The sequence below is a fragment of the Corynebacterium pseudotuberculosis genome (genome assembly GCF_002155265.1).
GTDB lineage: Bacteria > Actinomycetota > Actinomycetes > Mycobacteriales > Mycobacteriaceae > Corynebacterium > Corynebacterium pseudotuberculosis.
In genome coordinates, this window is sequence record NZ_CP021251.1 from 1,423,279 (window position 1) to 1,441,654 (window position 18,376).

The 18,376-nt window shown below is 49.9% G+C and carries 13 protein-coding genes and 1 pseudogene; 10 read left to right on the forward strand and 4 right to left on the reverse strand.

The genetic code is table 11. The annotated features are described in order from the left end of the window. The first annotated feature begins 2 nt into the window (after window positions 1-2). A pseudogene (gene rlmN, locus CpATCC19410_RS06640) lies at window positions 3-1,056 on the forward strand (dual-specificity RNA methyltransferase RlmN). Window positions 1,057-1,165: 109 nt separating this feature from the next. Here rlmN and CpATCC19410_RS06645 read toward each other — a convergent pair. Next, window positions 1,166-1,591 carry a DUF2631 domain-containing protein gene (locus CpATCC19410_RS06645; protein ID WP_013242161.1) on the reverse strand — a complete coding sequence of 142 codons (426 nt, stop codon included), beginning with the start codon at window positions 1,589-1,591 and terminating at the stop codon, window positions 1,166-1,168. Between the two features lie 551 nt (window positions 1,592-2,142). Between CpATCC19410_RS06645 and dxr the strand changes: the two genes are divergently transcribed. From dxr to CpATCC19410_RS06680, 6 genes are all read left to right on the forward strand, one after another. Further along, a complete protein-coding gene (gene dxr, locus CpATCC19410_RS06655) occupies window positions 2,143-3,309 on the forward strand; it encodes a 1-deoxy-D-xylulose-5-phosphate reductoisomerase (RefSeq protein WP_013242160.1) in 1,167 nt (388 codons plus the stop codon). 54 nt (window positions 3,310-3,363) lie between these two features. After that, a complete protein-coding gene (locus tag CpATCC19410_RS06660) occupies window positions 3,364-4,578 on the forward strand; it encodes a M50 family metallopeptidase (protein ID WP_013242159.1) in 1,215 nt (404 codons plus the stop codon). A gap of 158 nt (window positions 4,579-4,736) precedes the next feature. Beyond that, entirely contained in the window at window positions 4,737-5,912 is a 1,176-nt protein-coding gene (gene ispG, locus CpATCC19410_RS06665) for a flavodoxin-dependent (E)-4-hydroxy-3-methylbut-2-enyl-diphosphate synthase (RefSeq protein WP_013242158.1), read from the forward strand. A 155-nt stretch (window positions 5,913-6,067) separates the two neighbouring features. Further along, window positions 6,068-7,909 carry a penicillin-binding transpeptidase domain-containing protein gene (locus CpATCC19410_RS06670; RefSeq protein ID WP_013242157.1) on the forward strand — a complete coding sequence of 614 codons (1,842 nt, stop codon included), beginning with the start codon at window positions 6,068-6,070 and terminating at the stop codon, window positions 7,907-7,909. 69 nt (window positions 7,910-7,978) lie between these two features. Further along, window positions 7,979-8,872, forward strand: a complete 894-nt coding sequence (gene map / locus CpATCC19410_RS06675; protein ID WP_013242156.1) for a type I methionyl aminopeptidase — start codon at window positions 7,979-7,981, stop codon at window positions 8,870-8,872. A gap of 95 nt (window positions 8,873-8,967) precedes the next feature. After that, window positions 8,968-10,413, forward strand: a complete 1,446-nt coding sequence (locus tag CpATCC19410_RS06680; protein WP_013242155.1) for a cobyric acid synthase — start codon at window positions 8,968-8,970, stop codon at window positions 10,411-10,413. 46 nt (window positions 10,414-10,459) lie between these two features. On the opposite strand, the gene CpATCC19410_RS06685 is transcribed toward CpATCC19410_RS06680, so the two are convergent. From CpATCC19410_RS06685 to CpATCC19410_RS06695, 3 genes are all read right to left on the reverse strand, one after another. Then, entirely contained in the window at window positions 10,460-11,395 is a 936-nt protein-coding gene (locus CpATCC19410_RS06685) for a hypothetical protein (RefSeq protein ID WP_013242154.1), read from the reverse strand. Window positions 11,396-11,683: 288 nt separating this feature from the next. Then, window positions 11,684-13,075, reverse strand: coding sequence for a mycothione reductase (gene mtr / locus CpATCC19410_RS06690; protein WP_013242153.1), 1,392 nt, complete (start codon window positions 13,073-13,075; stop codon window positions 11,684-11,686). A 298-nt stretch (window positions 13,076-13,373) separates the two neighbouring features. Continuing rightward, window positions 13,374-14,372, reverse strand: a complete 999-nt coding sequence (locus CpATCC19410_RS06695) for an alpha/beta hydrolase (protein WP_014522430.1) — start codon at window positions 14,370-14,372, stop codon at window positions 13,374-13,376. Window positions 14,373-14,881: 509 nt separating this feature from the next. On the opposite strand from CpATCC19410_RS06695, the gene mqo reads away from it, so the two are divergent. From mqo to CpATCC19410_RS06710, 3 genes are all read left to right on the forward strand, one after another. After that, a complete protein-coding gene (gene mqo / locus CpATCC19410_RS06700) occupies window positions 14,882-16,381 on the forward strand; it encodes a malate dehydrogenase (quinone) (protein ID WP_014401245.1) in 1,500 nt (499 codons plus the stop codon). A 112-nt stretch (window positions 16,382-16,493) separates the two neighbouring features. Further along, window positions 16,494-17,576, forward strand: a complete 1,083-nt coding sequence (locus tag CpATCC19410_RS06705; protein ID WP_013242150.1) for a magnesium chelatase ATPase subunit I — start codon at window positions 16,494-16,496, stop codon at window positions 17,574-17,576. Further along, window positions 17,569-18,333, forward strand: coding sequence for a vWA domain-containing protein (locus CpATCC19410_RS06710; protein WP_014401244.1), 765 nt, complete (start codon window positions 17,569-17,571; stop codon window positions 18,331-18,333). Before CpATCC19410_RS06705 ends, CpATCC19410_RS06710 begins: the two co-directional genes overlap by 8 nt. Window positions 18,334-18,376: the final 43 nt, after the last annotated feature.

Below are 18,376 nucleotides of genomic sequence, written 5' to 3' on the forward strand. Positions count from 1 at the left end.
GCATGCCCCCGAAGCACTTTGCTGATTATACGGTGGAAGAACGCATTAGCGCGTTGAAAGAATTGGGGCTGCCCAAATTTCGGGCAAACCAGATTGCTCGCCATTATTATGGTCGCCTTGAAGCGGATCCTCGTACAATGACGGATTTGCCTGCTGGTGTACGTGAAAAGGTACAAGAAAAGCTATTCCCGGTCTTGATGAATCCGATTCGTGCTATTGAAACGGATGCTGGGGAAACCCAGAAGACGCTATGGCAATTACATGACGGCACCTTACTTGAATCAGTCCTGATGCGTTACCCAAATCGTGCGACGTTGTGTATTTCTTCTCAGGCAGGATGCGGTATGGCATGTCCATTTTGCGCTACTGGGCAAGGTGGGCTGGATCGTAACCTATCCACTGCAGAGATCGTGGACCAAGTGCGTGCTGCATCGGCAACGATGAATGCTGAGGGGGGTAGATTATCCAATATCGTTTTCATGGGGATGGGGGGAGCCATTGGCTAACTATAAGCGTGTAGTTTCTGCAGTCCGCCAGATTACTTCTCCGGTTCCGGAAGGCTTTGGAATCTCGCAGCGTAATGTGACAGTTTCTACGGTGGGGTTGGCGCCAGCGATAAGAAAACTTGCCGAGGAAGATCTGTCAGTTACTCTTGCGGTTTCTCTGCACACTCCAGACGATGAGCTACGGAATACTTTGGTTCCTACTAACAACCGTTGGGAAGTTGCAGAGGTATTGGACGCCGCACGATATTATGCTGATCGCTCTGGACGGCGTGTATCTATTGAATACGCTCTGATTCGAGACGTGAATGATCAGCCGTGGCGAGCAGATATGTTAGGGAAAAAACTGCATAAAGCTTTAGGATCGCTTGTTCACGTCAACCTCATACCGTTGAATCCCACTCCTGGATCTGAATGGGACGCATCGCCGAAGGACCGTCAACATGAGTTCGTTCGGCGAGTCATTGCTCAGGGGGTGCCGTGTACTGTTCGAGATACCCGTGGACAGGAGATTGCAGCGGCGTGCGGCCAATTGGCAGCAGAAGAACGCTGATTTTGCGTTAAAGTCCGGGGTGGGGGGCGTGGATAAGCCCTTCCTTCCCAAAAACATAAAAAAGCGATCCTACCTTGCAGATATTAGGTAGGATCGCTTTTTTAATATTTTAGGCCTCTGGGATAGAGCGTAGATGACGAACACGCTCAGGCTCGATGTTAAGGGCGCGTAGCTGGGAATCGCTGAGTTTGGCGTACTCACCAGTGCATGTTGCCTGCTCGTAGGTCCAGTCACGCTCCTTGTAGCCGAGGGGCTGGTTGTGGGCTGTCAGGGTTCTTACCTGTGTGCCTTGGGGCTTAACCAGCAAGTAGATGAGACCTGCGGCAATCAAGATTGCAAATGTAAACAAGAAGATGGTTTCTACGTGCCCCTTGTGGTTACCAAAGTTGTAGCCGAGAAGGAAGAGCACTGAAATCCAACCCGAAATTTGAACTGCTCGCATTCCGATGCTGTGCCAACCCCAAGCAGCAGAAGGCTCGTCCAAAGTGGACACACCATGATGAATCTCAGGGGCGATTTCGTGGGAACCAGCCACGTTGTTCTCCTTGTCTCAAAACACTGCGTTATCTCGACAAGCTCTATTGAGCTTAAGTGGGCGTTGCAGAGTGGATACACGTAAAGATTTACCGCTTATTTTTGCACATTCCACTGGCTAAAGCGATTTTTTGCTAGACGGCTTTCGTCGCCCCAAAACAGCGCGTATTGCTTGTGGTGAGACATGACCGGGGCAGTAGGTATCGTAGGGGCCTTATTTTAGACGATCCCTCGTTCAAAAGTTGGTGCCCATTAGGGGGTGGTGTGACGAAAAATCGACGTCTACAATTTCCGGATTCTTTGACGCGTGTACCACTGATTTTGTTGAAAGCAGCCTTGGTCCGGTCAGTGATTTCGTTGGATTTAATGTCTGCAATAAAGATGAAACGGATTACAGTGCGGAACTTTGGTGTCGCTGAGTGCCCGGGAAGGATTCAGGATGATCTGCTTCTGCGTAAGCAAAATAGGGAAGGACTGTAAAGGACTGTAAAAGAAGCCGTAAATAACCAGTGGAGATAAACGCAGATTGTAAAATGCTGCGATAATGGCGGAGTGAGCAAGCGAATTTTAATTCTAGGCAGCACGGGTTCTATCGGTACTCAGGCCCTTGAAGTTATTGAGGCAAATCCGGAGCGGTTTCAGGTCGTTGGAATTGCGGCGGGCGGACGCGATCCGCGCGCCGTAATAGAGCAGGCAAGAATATTGGGCCTTCCGGCTCATGCTGTTGCCGTTGCTGATCCTCAAGCGGCGCATGCTGTTTCTGCAGCACTCGGGAATCAGATTTTGAGTGGGGAAGATGCTGCTACCAGGCTTGTTCAGAGCATAGAAGCTGACACTGTTTTGAATGGTTTAGTAGGGTCGCTGGGACTCTCAGCAACATTGGCCACCATTGAGAGCGGGGAGAATCTTGCGTTGGCTAATAAAGAGTCCTTGGTAGCTGGCGGGAGATTTGTTACTAGCAAAGCGCGTCCGGGGCAGATTATCCCCGTGGATTCTGAGCACTCGGCGATGGCTCAGTGTTTGCGCTCTGGGGCTCGTTCCGAGGTTGCGCGGTTTGTGCTAACCGCTTCAGGTGGACCGTTTAGGGGGTGGACTAGGCAACAGATGTGGGATGTGACTCCTCAGCAAGCTGCGGCGCACCCCACGTGGTCGATGGGACAAATGAATACACTAAACTCGGCGACTTTGGTAAATAAAGGACTGGAATTAATAGAAGCAACATTGCTTTTCGACGTCCCCGCAGATCACATTGACGTCACGGTGCATCCACAGTCGATAGTGCATTCCATGATTACTTTTTCGGATGGTGCGACTATCGCTCAGGCGTCTCCTCCTTCTATGAAACTGCCGATTTCTCATGCCTTGGATTGGCCAGCACGCGTTCCAGACGCACAGCCTAGCCTTGATTTTTCTTCTGCAAGTTCTTGGGATTTTATGCCTGTGGATAATCAAGCTTTCCCTGCCATTCGGCTTGCCCGTGAAGTTGCACTGGCAGGGGGAACCTATCCGGCGGTATATAACGCGGCTAATGAAGAAGCCGCCGCTGCTTTTCTTGCCGGCAGGATTCGGTTCCCTCATATCGTGGATACTGTTGAAGAAATCGTCCAGAATGCTTCTGATTTTGCGGGAGAGCCACATTCCGTAGACGAGATTTTGGCGCACGAGAAAGAAGCCCGACGTCGAGCAAATCTATTTGTGGATAAACTAGCTCAGAAATAGTTGAGATTAATCGTTGCTATACTCAGCTTTTCTTCAAATAAGGAGTTTTAGTTAGTGCTGTCTTATTTTATTGGTGTTGCCGCATTCGCTGTCGGTATAGCTGTCACCATCGCATTGCATGAGTGGGGACACTATACTGCGGCACGAGCATGTGGAATGCGGGTTCGCCGTTATTTTATTGGTTTTGGTCCCACAGTTTTTTCCTTTAAGCGGGGCCACACAGAGTATGGCTTTAAAGCTGTGCCCTTGGGTGGATTCTGCGATATCGCGGGAATGACAAACCAAGATCAGGTGACACCAGAGGAAGCACCGCACTCAATGATGCATAAACCCTGGTGGCAGCGCATTATAGTGCTGTTGGGTGGCATCATAATGAACATTCTGGTGGCTTTGATTGTTCTCTATGGGGTGGCGGTGACCACGGGATTGCCCAACAACCATGTGGATACCACTGCTACAGTCGGAGAAACTTCTTGCGTAGCTCCTAAACAGATTGATGCTACGACGTTGGCCCCGTGTAATGGCGTAGGTCCTGCAGCTGAAGCCGGTTTGAGGCAAGGCGATAGGATTGTTGCCATCGACGGACAAGCTATGCGCTCATTTGTCACGGTCAGGGATTATGTTCGGGATAAAGCGGGAAAGACCGTAGCTGTTACTGTGGACCGAGATGGGGCACAGTTAACGTTTAATGTTCCGGTGGCAAACGCTTTGCGGTTAAATACCAAAGGGGAAGAAGTATCGGTTGGAGCTATCGGCGTATCCAGCGCGCCGTTGAAGAATGTCATTCTCCACTACGACGCGGTTTCAGCAGTGGGCGGAACGCTGAGTTATGCCGGTGACATGCTTGGCGCCACTCTTAAAGGACTTGCAGCGTTTCCCGCAAAAATACCAGGCGTTGCGGCCTCGATCCTTGGGGGACAGCGTGATCAAGAAAGCCCTGTGAGTGTTGTTGGTGCTTCACGTATCGGTGGTGAATTAGCTCAGAAATCCCTGTGGAGTATGTTCTTCTTGATGCTTGCCAGCCTGAATTTTTTCCTTGCGCTGTTTAACCTCATCCCGCTTCCGCCGCTGGATGGTGGCCACATTGCGGTGGTGATCTATGAGAAGCTTCGTGATCTTCTCCGCAAAGCCCGTGGTCTAGAGCCCGCAGGACCAGCCGATTACACCAAGCTCATGCCGCTAACTGTTGGAGTCGCCGCACTTCTTATGGGCGTGGGAGCGTTGGTTATCATCGCCGATGTGGTCAACCCAATCAAGCTATTTGGCTGATAACAGCCAGGCCAGCCCTCTCACAAACCTCTTTGAATTCGGGCTGGCCTGGGAGTGCTTATACATTGTGATGAGTAAGCACGGTGCTAGAATTTGGATTCATCTGATTTATCCCATTGTGATGGGTGTAGCCCATTTTTGTACAAGGAGCATGCTTAGTGTCAATCACCACTGGACAACCTATTGGGCTTGGCCTTCCAGATGCGCCGCCACCAGTATTGGCTCCACGGCGTAAGACACGCCAGATCATGGTTGGAAACGTAGGGGTCGGTTCTGACTACCCGGTGTCTGTTCAATCGATGACAACGACTAAAACGCATGATGTCAATGCGACGCTTCAGCAAATTGCTCAGTTGACCGCTAGCGGCTGCGATATTATTCGCGTGGCATGTCCTAAAACTGTGGACGCTGAGGCACTACCGATTATCGCCAAAAAATCTCCCATTCCTGTGATTGCGGATATTCACTTTCAGCCGAAGTACATCTTTGCCGCTATCGACGCTGGATGCGCTGCAGTGCGTGTGAATCCGGGAAATATCAAAGAATTTGATGGACGGGTAAAAGAAGTAGCTAAAGCGGCCGGTGACGCAGGAATTCCCATCCGCATCGGTGTTAACGCCGGGTCCTTGGATAAACGCCTCTTGGAAAAATACGGAAAAGCCACTCCTGAGGCCCTCGTAGAATCCGCGCTGTGGGAAGCCGGGCTGTTTGAAGATTGCGGATTTGGCGATATCGCCATTTCCGTAAAACACAATGATCCAGTGGTGATGGTTGAGGCCTACCGCCAGTTGGCCGCTCAGAGCGATTACCCATTGCATCTCGGTGTAACAGAAGCCGGACCTGCTTTCCAAGGCACGATTAAATCTTCTGTGGCTTTTGGTGCCCTTTTGTCGGAGGGAATCGGCGACACTATCAGAGTTTCGCTGTCTGCAGACCCTGTGGAAGAAATTAAGGTGGGCGACCAGATTCTACAGTCGCTCAACTTGCGAGAGCGTGGTTTGGAAATAGTGTCATGCCCTTCCTGCGGGCGTGCGCAAGTTGATGTGTACACCTTGGCAGAAGAAGTCACGGCAGCATTAGACGGAATGGATATTCCGCTGCGTGTTGCAGTAATGGGGTGCGTAGTTAACGGGCCAGGTGAAGCCCGTGATGCGGACTTGGGTGTTGCCTCCGGAAATGGCAAAGGTCAGATCTTTGTGCGTGGAGAGGTAATCAAGACCGTTCCAGAATCGCAGATCGTTGAGACTTTGATTGAAGAAGCAATGCGTTTGGCGGAATCTGAAGGGCTAGAAATCAAAGAAGGTGCTGGCCCCCAGGTAAAAGTAACCCGCTAAAAACGGAAAACTCCCTATAGTTTTATGCCTGACACGGTGGATATAAAACTATAGGGATTTTTCTTTTTAGGCTTCAGATGACATCGTAGTTTTCCCACTACAAACATGGTTGTGTCGCAGATAAAGTTTGCTCACTAAATGTTAGCCTTACGCCCATGAGCATGCCCACTAATTCAATTCTGAAAACTATGGTCTCTTTGGGCCTTTCGATGTGCTTGTTTTCTGGAACCTTGGTGGCATGCACGCCTAAGCCCGCGTCAGCGGACCCTACGGCGAAAGCCTTTCTGGCTGATCTTAAAGACGCCAACTTTAGTGCTGCAGGGGCTCACACCGATAGCGCGGATAAAGTAAGTTCGGTGTTGGAATCCTCGTGGAAAGGACTCCAAGCGGAAAGATTGCGTGCTGAGATCACATCGGTGGACACAAAAGATACAATTGCGACCGCTCGATATACTATGACCTGGGATTTACCTCGTGATAGGACTTTTAGCTATGAAACATCTATGACGCTGAATCGGATAAATGGGGAATGGAAAATCCGTTGGCAGCCATCAGCTTTGCATCCTCGGCTAGGTGCGAATCAGCACCTCGAATTGCGGGCGATTAACGCAGAACGCGCTAGCGTGGTTTCCTCCGACGGCGCCGCAATTTTGGTGCCTGGTATTAAATATCGCCTGCTTATCGACGCTCCCAGCGTAACAGACAAGGATACGGTCGCGCGTACGGTTGCGGCCCACTTACATTCTGCTCGAAGTTATGATGAAACGATCCCTGATATTAAAGCCAATGAGCTCGCAGACGATCTAAAAGCAGCAAAGGGGCGTTACTCGGTTACGCTACTGAGCCAGCAAACGGGTGAGGCCTTGCAAGGGCAGCTTATTGGCATCAACGGAGTGACGTTGAATAAAGAAGCAGCATTGGTAAATAAAGACCCACGTTTTGCTCCGGACATTATTAAACGAGTGTCAAAAATCGTTGATAGTCAGTTAGAGGGCGACAATGGGTGGACCGTGTCTTCGGTTACGGCTGATGGCGCTGCACTGGAAAATATTGAATATCATGCCCCAAAGGTAGCTCCCGCTGTCCGGATCAGCATTGATCAAAAGGTGCAGCAGGCTGCGGAATCTGCAGTGAATTTAAGAAAAGACATGAAGACAATGATCGTTGCGATCCGTCCTTCTAACGGGGAGATTCTAGCTGTCGCGCAGACTCCCAAAGCAGATGAAGAGGGCGATCTTGCTCTTAACGGTCAATTTCCTCCGGGATCAACGTTTAAGGTAGTCACTGCTTCTGCCGGTATACAAGACGAAGGGTTAAACGCTGGCAGTATCGTGCCATGCCCGGGCACGATGAATATCTATGGAAGAACAGTAACTAACTACAATGCTTTTTCGCTGGGTAATGTCCCTTTACAAAAGGCCTTTGCGCGATCGTGTAACACCACCTTTGCCAATATTTCTGAGAAGCTAGGTCAGGGACAACTTAAACAAATCGGAAGTCAATTTGGCATCGGCGTGGATTATGACATCCCTGGCTTGAATACCCTCACCGGGTCAATTCCGGAAGGAGAGACTCCGCTTGATCGCACCGAGGCGGGATATGGTCAGGGAAAGGTTCTAGTGTCTCCCTTTGGGATGGCATTGATGTCTGCGACCGCTGCCGCAGGGAAAACGCCAACTCCGACACTGATCTCCGGACGAGAAACAAAAATGGATAAGCATCCTGAAGCGCTCAAGCCAGAAACCATTGATCAGCTTCGTTCTTTAATGGGGGCGGTTACCAAACCCGGTGGAACTGCCGCCGGTATGAGTGCTGGCGGAGAGATCTTTGGAAAGACTGGCGAAGCAGAAATTAACGGTGGTTCCCATGCTTGGTTTACGGGGTATCGAGGAGACTTGGCCTTTGCTACTCTCATCGTTTTGGGCGGTGGCTCTGAAGCATCTGTGGCAATAACCGACAATTTTCTGAGAAACCTCGACGAGCTTAATGCTCATTGATCAAGCCGGAAGCGTCAAGATGTGAGGTAACGGGAGGCGTCGACAAGCTTAATCGCTTAAAGGGATAGCATGGGAGGCATGTCTTATAACCGTAAATCCCTTGTACCTGGAAAACAGAGCGCTACTCGTGAGGTTCCAGCGCATATCGAGCGTCCGGAATATGTTTGGAAAGATACTGTGCAAGAAGCTATCGGTGAGCCTTTTGTGCAGACCCCCGAGACAATCGAAGCAATGCGCGAAGCATCCAAGATTGCTGCCAATGCCTTGCACGTAGCAGGGGCCGCCGTAGCACCCGGGGTGACTACCGATGAACTTGACCGCATCGCACATGAATATATGTGCGATCACGGAGCCTATCCATCCTGCTTGGGGTATCGTCATTTCCCTAAATCGGTGTGCGTGAGTCTTAATGAGATCGTATGTCATGGGATCCCGGATTCCACAGTTATTCAAGACGGTGACATTGTGAACATTGATGTCACCGCATACAAAAACGGAGTGCATGGTGACACCAATGCAACATTCCTCGCTGGAAATGTATCAGAGGAACACCGGTTGCTTGTTGAAAGAACCAAAGAAGCAACCCTCCGCGGAATTCGTGCTGCAAAACCGGGCCGTGAGATTAACGTAATCGGTAGAGTAATTGAGTCTTATGCCAAGCGATTTGGCTATAACGTAGTTACTGATTTCACCGGACACGGGATCGGAACCACATTCCATAATGGGCTTGTGGTTTTGCACTATGACTCTGATGCCTATCAGGACGTACTAGAGCCAGGTATGACGCTAACTGTGGAACCCATGCTTAATCTAGGAGGTCTGGATTATCGTATCTGGGATGATGATTGGACCGTGCAAAACACAGATTTTAAATTCAGTGCGCAGTTTGAGCACACTTTAGTTATTACTGAAGACGGCAACGAGATTCTTACTATTCCGGATGCGGACCTTGAAGTTAAGTAGTTCTCTCTGGCAGCTATTATTCTGATGTAATCAGACTGCGGTTTTAGCGTCACTGCGTTGTCTTGCTCTATCGGTTGTCGCCTTTTGGGGTTTATATGAAGTCATTTCTAGTTGCTGGATGCACATCGGATGCCGGAAAATCTGTGGTAGTGGCTGGCTTGTGCCGTGCATTTGCGAGACGTGGCATAAAAGTTGCCCCGTTTAAAGCCCAAAATATGTCGAATAACTCGGCGGTGACACCCGATGGCGGCGAGATAGGACGAGCGCAAGCACTACAAGCTTGTGCCTGTGGGCTCGCTCCCAGCACGGCTTTTAATCCGATTTTGTTAAAACCGGGGTCAGACCGGACCTCACAGCTTGTGGTGAATGGTAAAGCTGCCGGCAACGTGAGCGCCCGCAACTATATCGAGTATCGCGCTCAGCTAAGGACCGTAGCTGCAGAGGCTCTTAACGCATTACGCTCGGAATATGAAGTTGTGATTTGCGAGGGAGCAGGGTCGCCTGCAGAGATAAACCTCAGGGAAACGGACGTTGCAAATTTTGGGTTAGCTGAAGCTTGTGATCTTCCGGTCTATTTGGTGGGGGATATAGATCGGGGCGGAGTTTTAGCTCATTTTTTTGGTACTCATCAGATTGTTTCCGAGCAAGATCGAGCACGAATCACAGGGTTTATTGTTAATAAATTCCGGGGGGATCAATCGATCCTTGAACCAGGGCTAGATGATCTAGAAAAACGGCTTGGAGTGCCCACTGTCGCTGTTTTGCCCTTTATCAAAGGACTATGGATAGATGCGGAAGATTCTCTCCAAACACATATAGGGTCCACTGTTGGTCCCGCTTCTCCGGCTCTTGGCGCGCAGCGTTTGCGGGTGGCGGCGGTGAGGCTTCCGCGAGTATCCAATGCCACTGATGTAGAAGCTTTGGCATGTGAACCGGGGGTGACGGTTTCTTGGACTGTGGATCCTGACCAAGTTCATGAGGCAGATGTGGTGATACTACCTGGTTCAAAAGCGACCGTAAGTGATTTGAACTGGTCAAGACGCACGGGGATCGCAGAGGCCATCATAGAAAGAGCTCGCCAAGAAGCCCCAGTTTTAGGCATCTGCGGTGGTTTTCAGATGATGTGTGCGAGCATTCATGATCCCGTGGAATCTGGGACTCACAAGCCCGTACAAGGCCTAGGAATCTTTGACATTGATATAGCTTTCCATCCGGAAAAAACCTTAATAAGACACGATCATGGCGGTTATGAGGTCCACCACGGCCGAGTTATGCGTTCTACCGAAACCCCGTGGATAGGGGAGGAGGGGGCGGTTAAGGGCGCATGTTTTGGCACACACCGGCATGGGTATCTCGAATCGGATCCAGCGCGTAGAGAATTTTTGCGACGCATCGTTGCGTTGACGGGACGAACGGGCTTTGTGCTTGATCCCAAAACGTCTTTTCAGGGTGAGCGAGACAAACAACTCGATCTACTAGCAGATAGTATTGAGAAGCATTGGGATATTGATGCTTTAATCCGTGATCTTTCTAGTGCGTAGTCTAATTAGCTGCTAGCCCACGTGATAAAAGCACAGCAAGGCCGCGTTATGCAGCTCGAATTTCTTGGTGGGAGTCTGTGGCCGCTGCTGCGGTAACGCCGTGTGATGCCGAAGACTTCCTAACTGGAAGGTGCGCGGCGGCATTGTTTTTAATTCGTACACGATAGCTTGGCAGCAGCATGGCCGACATGATGCTAAGCAAGCAACAACCGGCATAAGTTAGCGTTATTAGGTTTGCGTTGAGTGGTGCGCCCGCGATGATGTGCATGCAGAAAATAAACTGCACCGTCGCCAAAATAGCTGCAGCAGTGAGCAGCAACAGGACTGAGAGATTACGCAAAGCTATGCGTAGAAGCCAGACTATGGAGGCGATAAGGGCTGTTAGAGCAATCAGCACTGGTGCTAGAGATAGGAACACCGAGTATTCAGCGATAGCGGAAAACTTCCCAGAAATAGAAAGCCATGCATTTAAGAGCGGTAAGAGCACCAGGACTGTTGAGATCCAGCGTAATCGCTGTGGGAAAAAGAATAGACTTCCTATAAAAATTGCTATTCCTGCAGAGGGCATCGCAATGGTGACAAGGATAATATTCAGAGGCGCATACAAAGCACTAGGAAAAAAGCGGTCGAAAGCACTCAACATACCTGTGGCTAAAACTACAAAACTAGGTACAGCGACAAGAAAAGAAGAGAGAAGGTGACGTGACTTTCTAGAAAGCGAATGTCGGATCGCATAAGGTAACCCCAGCGTACTAACAAGCGTGGCCAGAGCAGCTGCAGCCCCCATTGCCATCCTCATAGCCAATGCAATCGCTGTGACATGGTTGTCTCGCATCGTCGAGGAAGCGAGCGTGGCCAGAGCAATACCAATTGCAGTGGACATGCTTATCACAGCACAACGAAGCCTACGGACCTGAGCAGTAGACCATTGCGATGGAGTTTGACTGTGCAGAATAGCGGCCTTTCGGTCGTATAAGCTCATATACCCTCGTGATCCATTGGTATTTCGGCATGGCGTTTTCCCTTGTAAAGACAAAGTGAACGTCGTGCTTTTCATGGGGGCCACAGAAAATTTAAAGACAACCTCGAAGGGTGAAGACGTCGAAAAGCTTTCTGTGGAGTGCGTCTCATAGGTTACGCTTTTGCTCTGAAACGTGGGGGAGCGCACGCCGATGAAAAACAGAATATAGGAGGAAACAATAAAAGCCGCAAGCGACCAAAACGGTAGCACTTGCAGCTTTTAGATTTAGATTAAGCCTCTGTGTGAAAGCTAAGAGAAATCAAGACCCAAGAGGGCATTTTCTGTTAACTCTGGCAGTGCCGGGTGGATCCAGTACTGCTTAGTGGCAACATCACGAACATCAAGTTTAAAGGCCATAACGGTAATGAGTTGCTGCACTAGCGTGGAAGCCTGGGGACCGATAAAATGAGCGCCCAGCAGCAGCCCGGTATCTTTGTCTGCGATGAGTTTGACAAAATGTTCGGTGTCTTCCATTGCCCAACCATAGGCAACATCGCCATAATTCTGAATCTTAACGGTGATGTTGTATCCGGCGGCTCTAGCCTCATCTTCGGTTAAACCAACTGTTCCGATTTGTGGGTGGGTAAAAACCGCAGCCGGGACATTCTCGTGAGGCATGGACTGAAGATCTTCTGGGTGCAAAAGGTTATGTTTTACTGCCCGCATTTCAGCATTAGCTACGTGTTTGAGCAAATACGGTGAGGATACATCGCCCAAAGCCCAAACATCAGGAGCCGTGGTACGTCCGTATTGGTCAACCTTAATCCGGCGACCATCCATTTCTACGCCAGCGTTATCTAGGTCCATGAGGTCGCCATTGGGGATACGGCCGGTGGCTACGAGGAAGACTTCTCCTTCTGCTGTGGATCCATCATCCAAAGTAAGCGTAACCGTTCCGTCGTTTTCTGTGATGGATTGGATAGTGCGGCCTAGCCTGCAATCTAGTTTTTCTTTAGTGATCTCAGTGAATCGATCAGAAATATCGGAATCAAGCTGTCGCAGGAGCTTCTGAGAACGGTTTACTACGGTAACTTTCACCCCGAGAGCATCAAAGACATGAGCAAATTCCATGGCAATGTATCCGCCGCCCATCACCACCATAGACGTGGGTAAGGATTCTAAACGCATGATGGTCTCGTTGGTGTAATAATGCACGCCTGAGTCGATGACTTTTTGGTCGATGAATGGACGAGAACCAGTAGCTATGACAATACGATCACCAGAGATAATAGCTTCTTTGTCTCCTTGACCTGTGCGTATGGTCTTCGGCGCTACAAAAGATGCGTGCTGGTCGTAGACGTCAATATTGGGAGTCTTTGGGCCGCGTCTGTATTCTTCACCAGAAGCGGAAATGGGATCGATACGGTCACGGAAAACCCGATTGACAATAGACGGCCAATCCACGGCGGAAACCTCGGCTGAAATGCCGTAGCGTTCAGACTCTCGTACTGCTAAAGCGATTTCAGAGGCGTACACAAACATTTTTGTTGGGATGCAACCAACGTTGAGGCATGTCCCGCCGAAGGCTCCCTTTTCTACTATTGCAATGGACTTATCGTGAAACTCAGGGCCCGGAATAGAATTTCCGGATCCTGTGCCAATAATGATCAAATCGTAGTGTTTGTGGGCCTGCTCGCTCAAGGATTACTCGCTTTCTTCAAAAATAACGCATGGAAGATGCATTAATGACTGCTACCTACTAATAGAAGTAGCGTAATTGGCAAACGCAAAAGGTAAAAGCGCTATTTTTGCCTTAGTCTGGTGCGTGCGTCTTAAAGTCCAACGCAAAATAACGTACGCGCATTCCATTGCAAATAAGAAATAATAATAAAAAACTTTAACCTTCCATATGGTCTTCTAGATCAAAGCCTTGTAAAAATGCGCCAGGCTCTGCATAGCACAGATAAAAGTTATGAGACTTTGGCATTCTTTAACGCTTCTACCGTTTAGGTTTCTCAGCATCTAGCCATCGGTCACAGGTTTGGAATACTTGGGCAAGAGGGGCGCGGCTAGATAAGAATACGTCGTGTTTTGCCCCCGGTATGGGCTGAATTGAGACGTGTTCAGAGAGGTGAGGTCCCCATTGACTGATATGTTCTACGTTGATCACTGCATCTGCATGGGCTGCGAGAGGTAACGCCGATGCAGAAGCATCTGAACTTAAACACAGTAATGGGATACCGCAATTGATGCGGCCCTGATGGATAAGCCGTTGTGCCTTATCCACGGCTGCCACCCAACCAACAAATTTTTTGTGGCCCTCAAAAGGTTTCCACTGAAGGTTGTAATCCCATTCGCCGTCACCGTGAATATGCAAACTTTTTCCGTAGACAGAAGACGATCTTGTCTTCAGTGCGACGCGAGGTCTGATTTTAGCGGTCATGGTAATCAATGGGCGCGCAATCCGGACTGTAGGGGCAGGAGCCATCATGCTCAACCAGGGGCTATTTAAAATTGCACCGGGAAACCTGGCAAGGGTGAGGGGATTTGAGATCCGTAGATAATTAAGCCAATGGCACACGATTAGTCCGCCTGTTGAGTGGGCAATGGGGACGATTGTGGGATGCGTTTGCAACAGGGTCTGCGCGGCAATATCAAGTTCTTGAAAATAGATACTGAGGTGAGATGCGTAGTGCCATGTTTGACCTTTGCGATGCGACCTACCGCATTTTCTTAGGTCTAAGGCGTATACGGCAAAGCCTTGAGCGTAAAAGTGTTCTGCAACATGGCGGTGAAAGAAATAATCCGTCATGCCATGTACAAAAAGCAAAGCAGGCCGTCTGTTGTATTGCTCTGTGTTTTCCCCGTGGGGAAGATGGCGGACCAGGCTGCCAAAGATCTCACCTTCATTGCCTTCAGGCACGGGATCGCTACCGAGGCTGAAAGAGGCGCATTGGTAATCACGTCCGAGTATGTCGGTGTCCCAGTGAAGATTCATGTTTATGAGATTAGATCGGATGAAGCCCTAGGCGGGAGCGCAAAGAGTGAAATATTACAAAGCCGGACTCAGTGTGGAAGGCATTACCTCAATCTAGGAATTAACTTCTTTTTTGCGGTGTAGATATGGAACAAATGTAGGCATGGCTGAAGGCGGGGTATGCGATGATAATGGGATTTGCGATGACGAAAGTGCAACAGGGTTTGCATGAGGGGTACTGACTATATTGTTAAAGGGAAGTTGTTTGAGAGTGCGTCTGCCTATTTATATTGTGTGGGTATGATGGCGACCCTATTTACCGTGCTTGGTGTTTGATATAGGGGGTGATCGGGGGTAAAGAAATACTGTTTTGTAGCTGTATTTCATTGATACGTGCTCTCTTTTTCTTACCCCCAATGGATCAGGCGTAAGCTGTTTTCTAGTGAACTGAAGAAATTCAGCGTGGCTGTGTTTTTAGTTTGTGAACAATCCGGGAAATGCGGAAACGTAAAACTCAAGGAAGATTGAATATGGCAGATTCCACCAACGCGCAACGCGTCACGGACGAAGTAGACGTTGCCCTGATCGGCGGCGGTATCATGAGTGCCACCCTGGGCGCTATGCTCCGCACACTTGAACCTAGCTGGTCTCAGGTTCTCTTTGAGCGTCTTGACGCACCTGCTCAAGAGTCATCCTCGCCATGGAATAATGCGGGAACAGGACATTCGGCTCTGTGTGAGCTGAACTACACACCGGAAGTTAACGGGCGTATTGAGATCAATAAGGCTCTGGGTGTAAATGAAAAGTTCCAAGTTTCTCGCCAGTTCTGGTCTTATCAAATTAACCAAGGGGTTCTCCCGAATCCTCACGAGTGGATTAACCCTGTACCGCACGTTTCTTTTGCCCGTGGTGAATCGCAGGTTAGTTATTTGAAAAAGCGTTACGACGCTCTAGCTAGCCACCCATTATTCCCCAACATGCAATATACGGACGACCGTAGCGTGTTCAATGAGATGCTCCCGTTAATGGCTGATGGGCGCAGTGAATTTGAAAAAATCGCGATTTCCTGGACCGATGCCGGCACTGATATTAACTATGGGTCTCAGACTCGCCAGTTCCTCAAAGCTGCCGAGGCTAATGGCACCAATATCCGTTATGGACATGAGGTCAAAGACATTACCCGCGATAGTGGTAAATGGAAGATCAAAGTCAAAAACGTTCATACCGGAGATATTCAGGTTGTTCGTGCCAACTTTGTTTTTGTGGGCGCTGGAGGAATGGCACTTCCGCTTCTCCAGAAGTCTGGAATCGCAGAAATACGTGGTTGGGGCGGTTTCCCGGTATCGGGTCAATGGTTGCGCTGTACTAACCAGGAAATCATCGAGCAACACTCGGCGAAAGTTTATGGCAAAGCATCTATCGGTGCGCCCCCGATGTCAGTACCGCACCTGGATACCCGCGTTATTGATGGGGAAAAAGGCCTGTTGTTTGGTCCTTATGCGGGATGGACACCAAAATTCTTAAAGAAGGGCTCGTACCTCGATCTTTTTAAGTCTATCCATCCCACAAACCTCATGTCTTATCTAGGCGTTGGGGCTCAGGAATTTGGACTAACCAAGTACCTCATCACTGAGGTACTAAAGGACCAAGCTGCCCGGATGGAGTCTCTGCGTGAGTACATGCCTAATGCTCGTGATGAAGATTGGGAGCTAGTTACGGCAGGTCAACGCGTACAGGCTATCGAGCCTGTTGTTGGGCCGCGATTCTCCACGCTGGCTTTTGGCACTTCCCTTATTAACTCAGCAGATGGATCTATCGCTGGTATTCTTGGTGCATCGCCAGGGGCTTCTATTGCGCCAGCTGCGATGTTGGAGGTTCTTGAGCGTTGCTTTGGACATTGCATGGTTGAGTGGGGAGACAGGATTAAAGAGATGATCCCTTCCTACGGAATTAAACTTTCCACAGATAAGCGGCTATTTGAGGAGATCTGGAATTATACCCAGACAACGCTGCAGCTTGATAAAGACTGACTGGTTAGTTTTCAGTGTTAGGTAGGTTTTAGTCTTAAAACGAATCCTAGCGGTGCTTTAATGAAAAAGGCACTGCTAGGTTTTGTTATTTTCTAGGAGATATTGAGGCATTATGGGCACCTGTGGACGCACACTATATCCTTTCTCTGCAGTAGTAGGGCAGGAGCGATTAAGACTGGCATTACTCTTATGCGCAATTTCTCCGCGTATTGGTGGTGTAGTTATCCGCGGGGAAAAGGGAACAGCGAAGACCACTACGGTGCGAGCTTTTGCGCGTTTGCTAGGAGAAGCCCCTTTAGTTGATCTCCCTATCGGTGCCACAGAGGATCGAGTCGTGGGGTCCCTGGATATGGAGACAGTCTTGACCACCGGAAAAGCTCGCTATAACCCGGGCTTGCTTAGTCAAGCAGACGGTGGGGTGTTGTACGTCGATGAGGTAAATCTCCTCGCAGATCACCTCGTCGATTCGCTCTTAGACGCGGCGGCAACGGGGCAAGTAACAGTTGAACGGGATGGCATTTCTTATTCTTCTCCTGCCAACTTTGTGCTCGTGGGGACAATGAACCCAGAAGAAGGCGAGTTGCGGCCGCAATTGCTTGATCGTTTCGGATTGGCTGTTGACGTTATGGCGTCCAAAGACACTGATGTACGAGCAGAAATAATGCGGCGTCGGCTTGCTTTCGAATCAGCCCCGCAATCTTTTGCTCAAGCGTGGTCCCATGAGGATGCATCGACGGCGCTGCAAATACAGAAGGCGAAACAACGAGTGCAGCAGTTACAACTTTCTAACGTTAATCTGAACCGGATCGCACATTTGTGTGCAGCATTTGACGTGGACGGTATGAGAGCTGATTTGGTTATCGCTCGAACTGCGCTAGCACATGCTGCCTGGCGCGGAGCTTCAATGGTTGAAGATGAGGATATCCGGATAGCCGCAGAGTTGGCCTTGCCGCATCGCCGTCGCAGAGACCCATTCGATGAGCCTGGCCTAGACCAGGAACAGCTGGATCAAGAAATGGAAAAAGCCCGGGATCAGCACCCTGACGCCAGTGATAAAGCGGAAGAGCCTCAAGAGGAAAAAGAGCAGCATACACTAGAGAACAAGTCTTCGGAGACTCAATCTGAGCAGCCCACCAGTGACGGTCAGGAGGAATGCGCTACTACTGGCGCTCCCTTTCGCTCCACGGGTGCTTAAACGCAAGGGCATAGGTGAGCGGGGAGTTCCAGGGCGACGCTCAAAGGCCTATTCCTCCCATGGAGGAGATGTTCGTCCATTGCGTTTTGGGCATGGTCTGAACCTTGTGGGTACCATTTTCGCGGCGGTTGATAGAGGGGCGCGATTACGGGGAAAGATGATTGACTTCCGGCCGGAGGATTTGCGGGGTTCCTTAAGGCGGGGTATGGAATCAAACCTTATTATTTTTGTCGTTGATGCTTCAGGGTCCATGTCGGCTCGAGATCGATTGGCTTCAGTCACTGGTGCTGTCTTATCGATGCTTCGGGATGCGTACCAGCGTCGGGACAAGGTTGCTGTGATTTCCGTACGAGGAGCCGCTCCTGAGTTGGTGTTGCCTCCTACTGGTTCAATTGATGTTGCGGTGCGCCGTTTGCAAAAGGTAGCTACGGGCGGCCGGACTCCGTTGGGTGAGGGGCTTTTACTCGCCCATGACGTGATTCGTAGAGAGCACGTAAAAGAACCTGGGCGTCGTGCTCTTCTGGTCGTGCTGTCAGATGGACGTGCCACCGGAGCCTCTGGTCTTGTTGGTTTGCGAACAGCTGCTCAGACCATCGCACGTAGTGATTTGGCTGGTTCGGTGGTAGTTGACTGTGAGAAGTCGGGACGCGTGAAGCTCGGACTCGCGCAGGAATTAGCTGGTCATCTTGAAGGGATTTGTATTCAGCTTAAAGAGTTGAATGCAGAGTCTGTGGCCGGAGCGATAAACGTAGTGTGAGCCACAGCCTGAGTGAGAAACTTGAAAAAGTGCGTGAGATGAC

Excerpts from the sequence above, each read along its gene's own strand:
- CpATCC19410_RS06670 (WP_013242157.1), top strand. The coding sequence starts at position 6,068 with ATGAGCATGCCCACTAATTCAATTCTGAAAACTATGGTCTCTTTGGGC.
- map (WP_013242156.1), top strand. The coding sequence starts at position 7,979 with ATGGGAGGCATGTCTTATAACCGTAAATCCCTTGTACCTGGAAAACAG.
- CpATCC19410_RS06680 (WP_013242155.1), top strand. The coding sequence starts at position 8,968 with ATGAAGTCATTTCTAGTTGCTGGATGCACATCGGATGCCGGAAAATCT.
- CpATCC19410_RS06685 (WP_013242154.1), bottom strand. The coding sequence starts at position 11,395 with ATGAGCTTATACGACCGAAAGGCCGCTATTCTGCACAGTCAAACTCCA.
- CpATCC19410_RS06695 (WP_014522430.1), bottom strand. The coding sequence starts at position 14,372 with ATGAATCTTCACTGGGACACCGACATACTCGGACGTGATTACCAATGC.
- mqo (WP_014401245.1), top strand. The coding sequence starts at position 14,882 with ATGGCAGATTCCACCAACGCGCAACGCGTCACGGACGAAGTAGACGTT.
- CpATCC19410_RS06705 (WP_013242150.1), top strand. The coding sequence starts at position 16,494 with ATGGGCACCTGTGGACGCACACTATATCCTTTCTCTGCAGTAGTAGGG.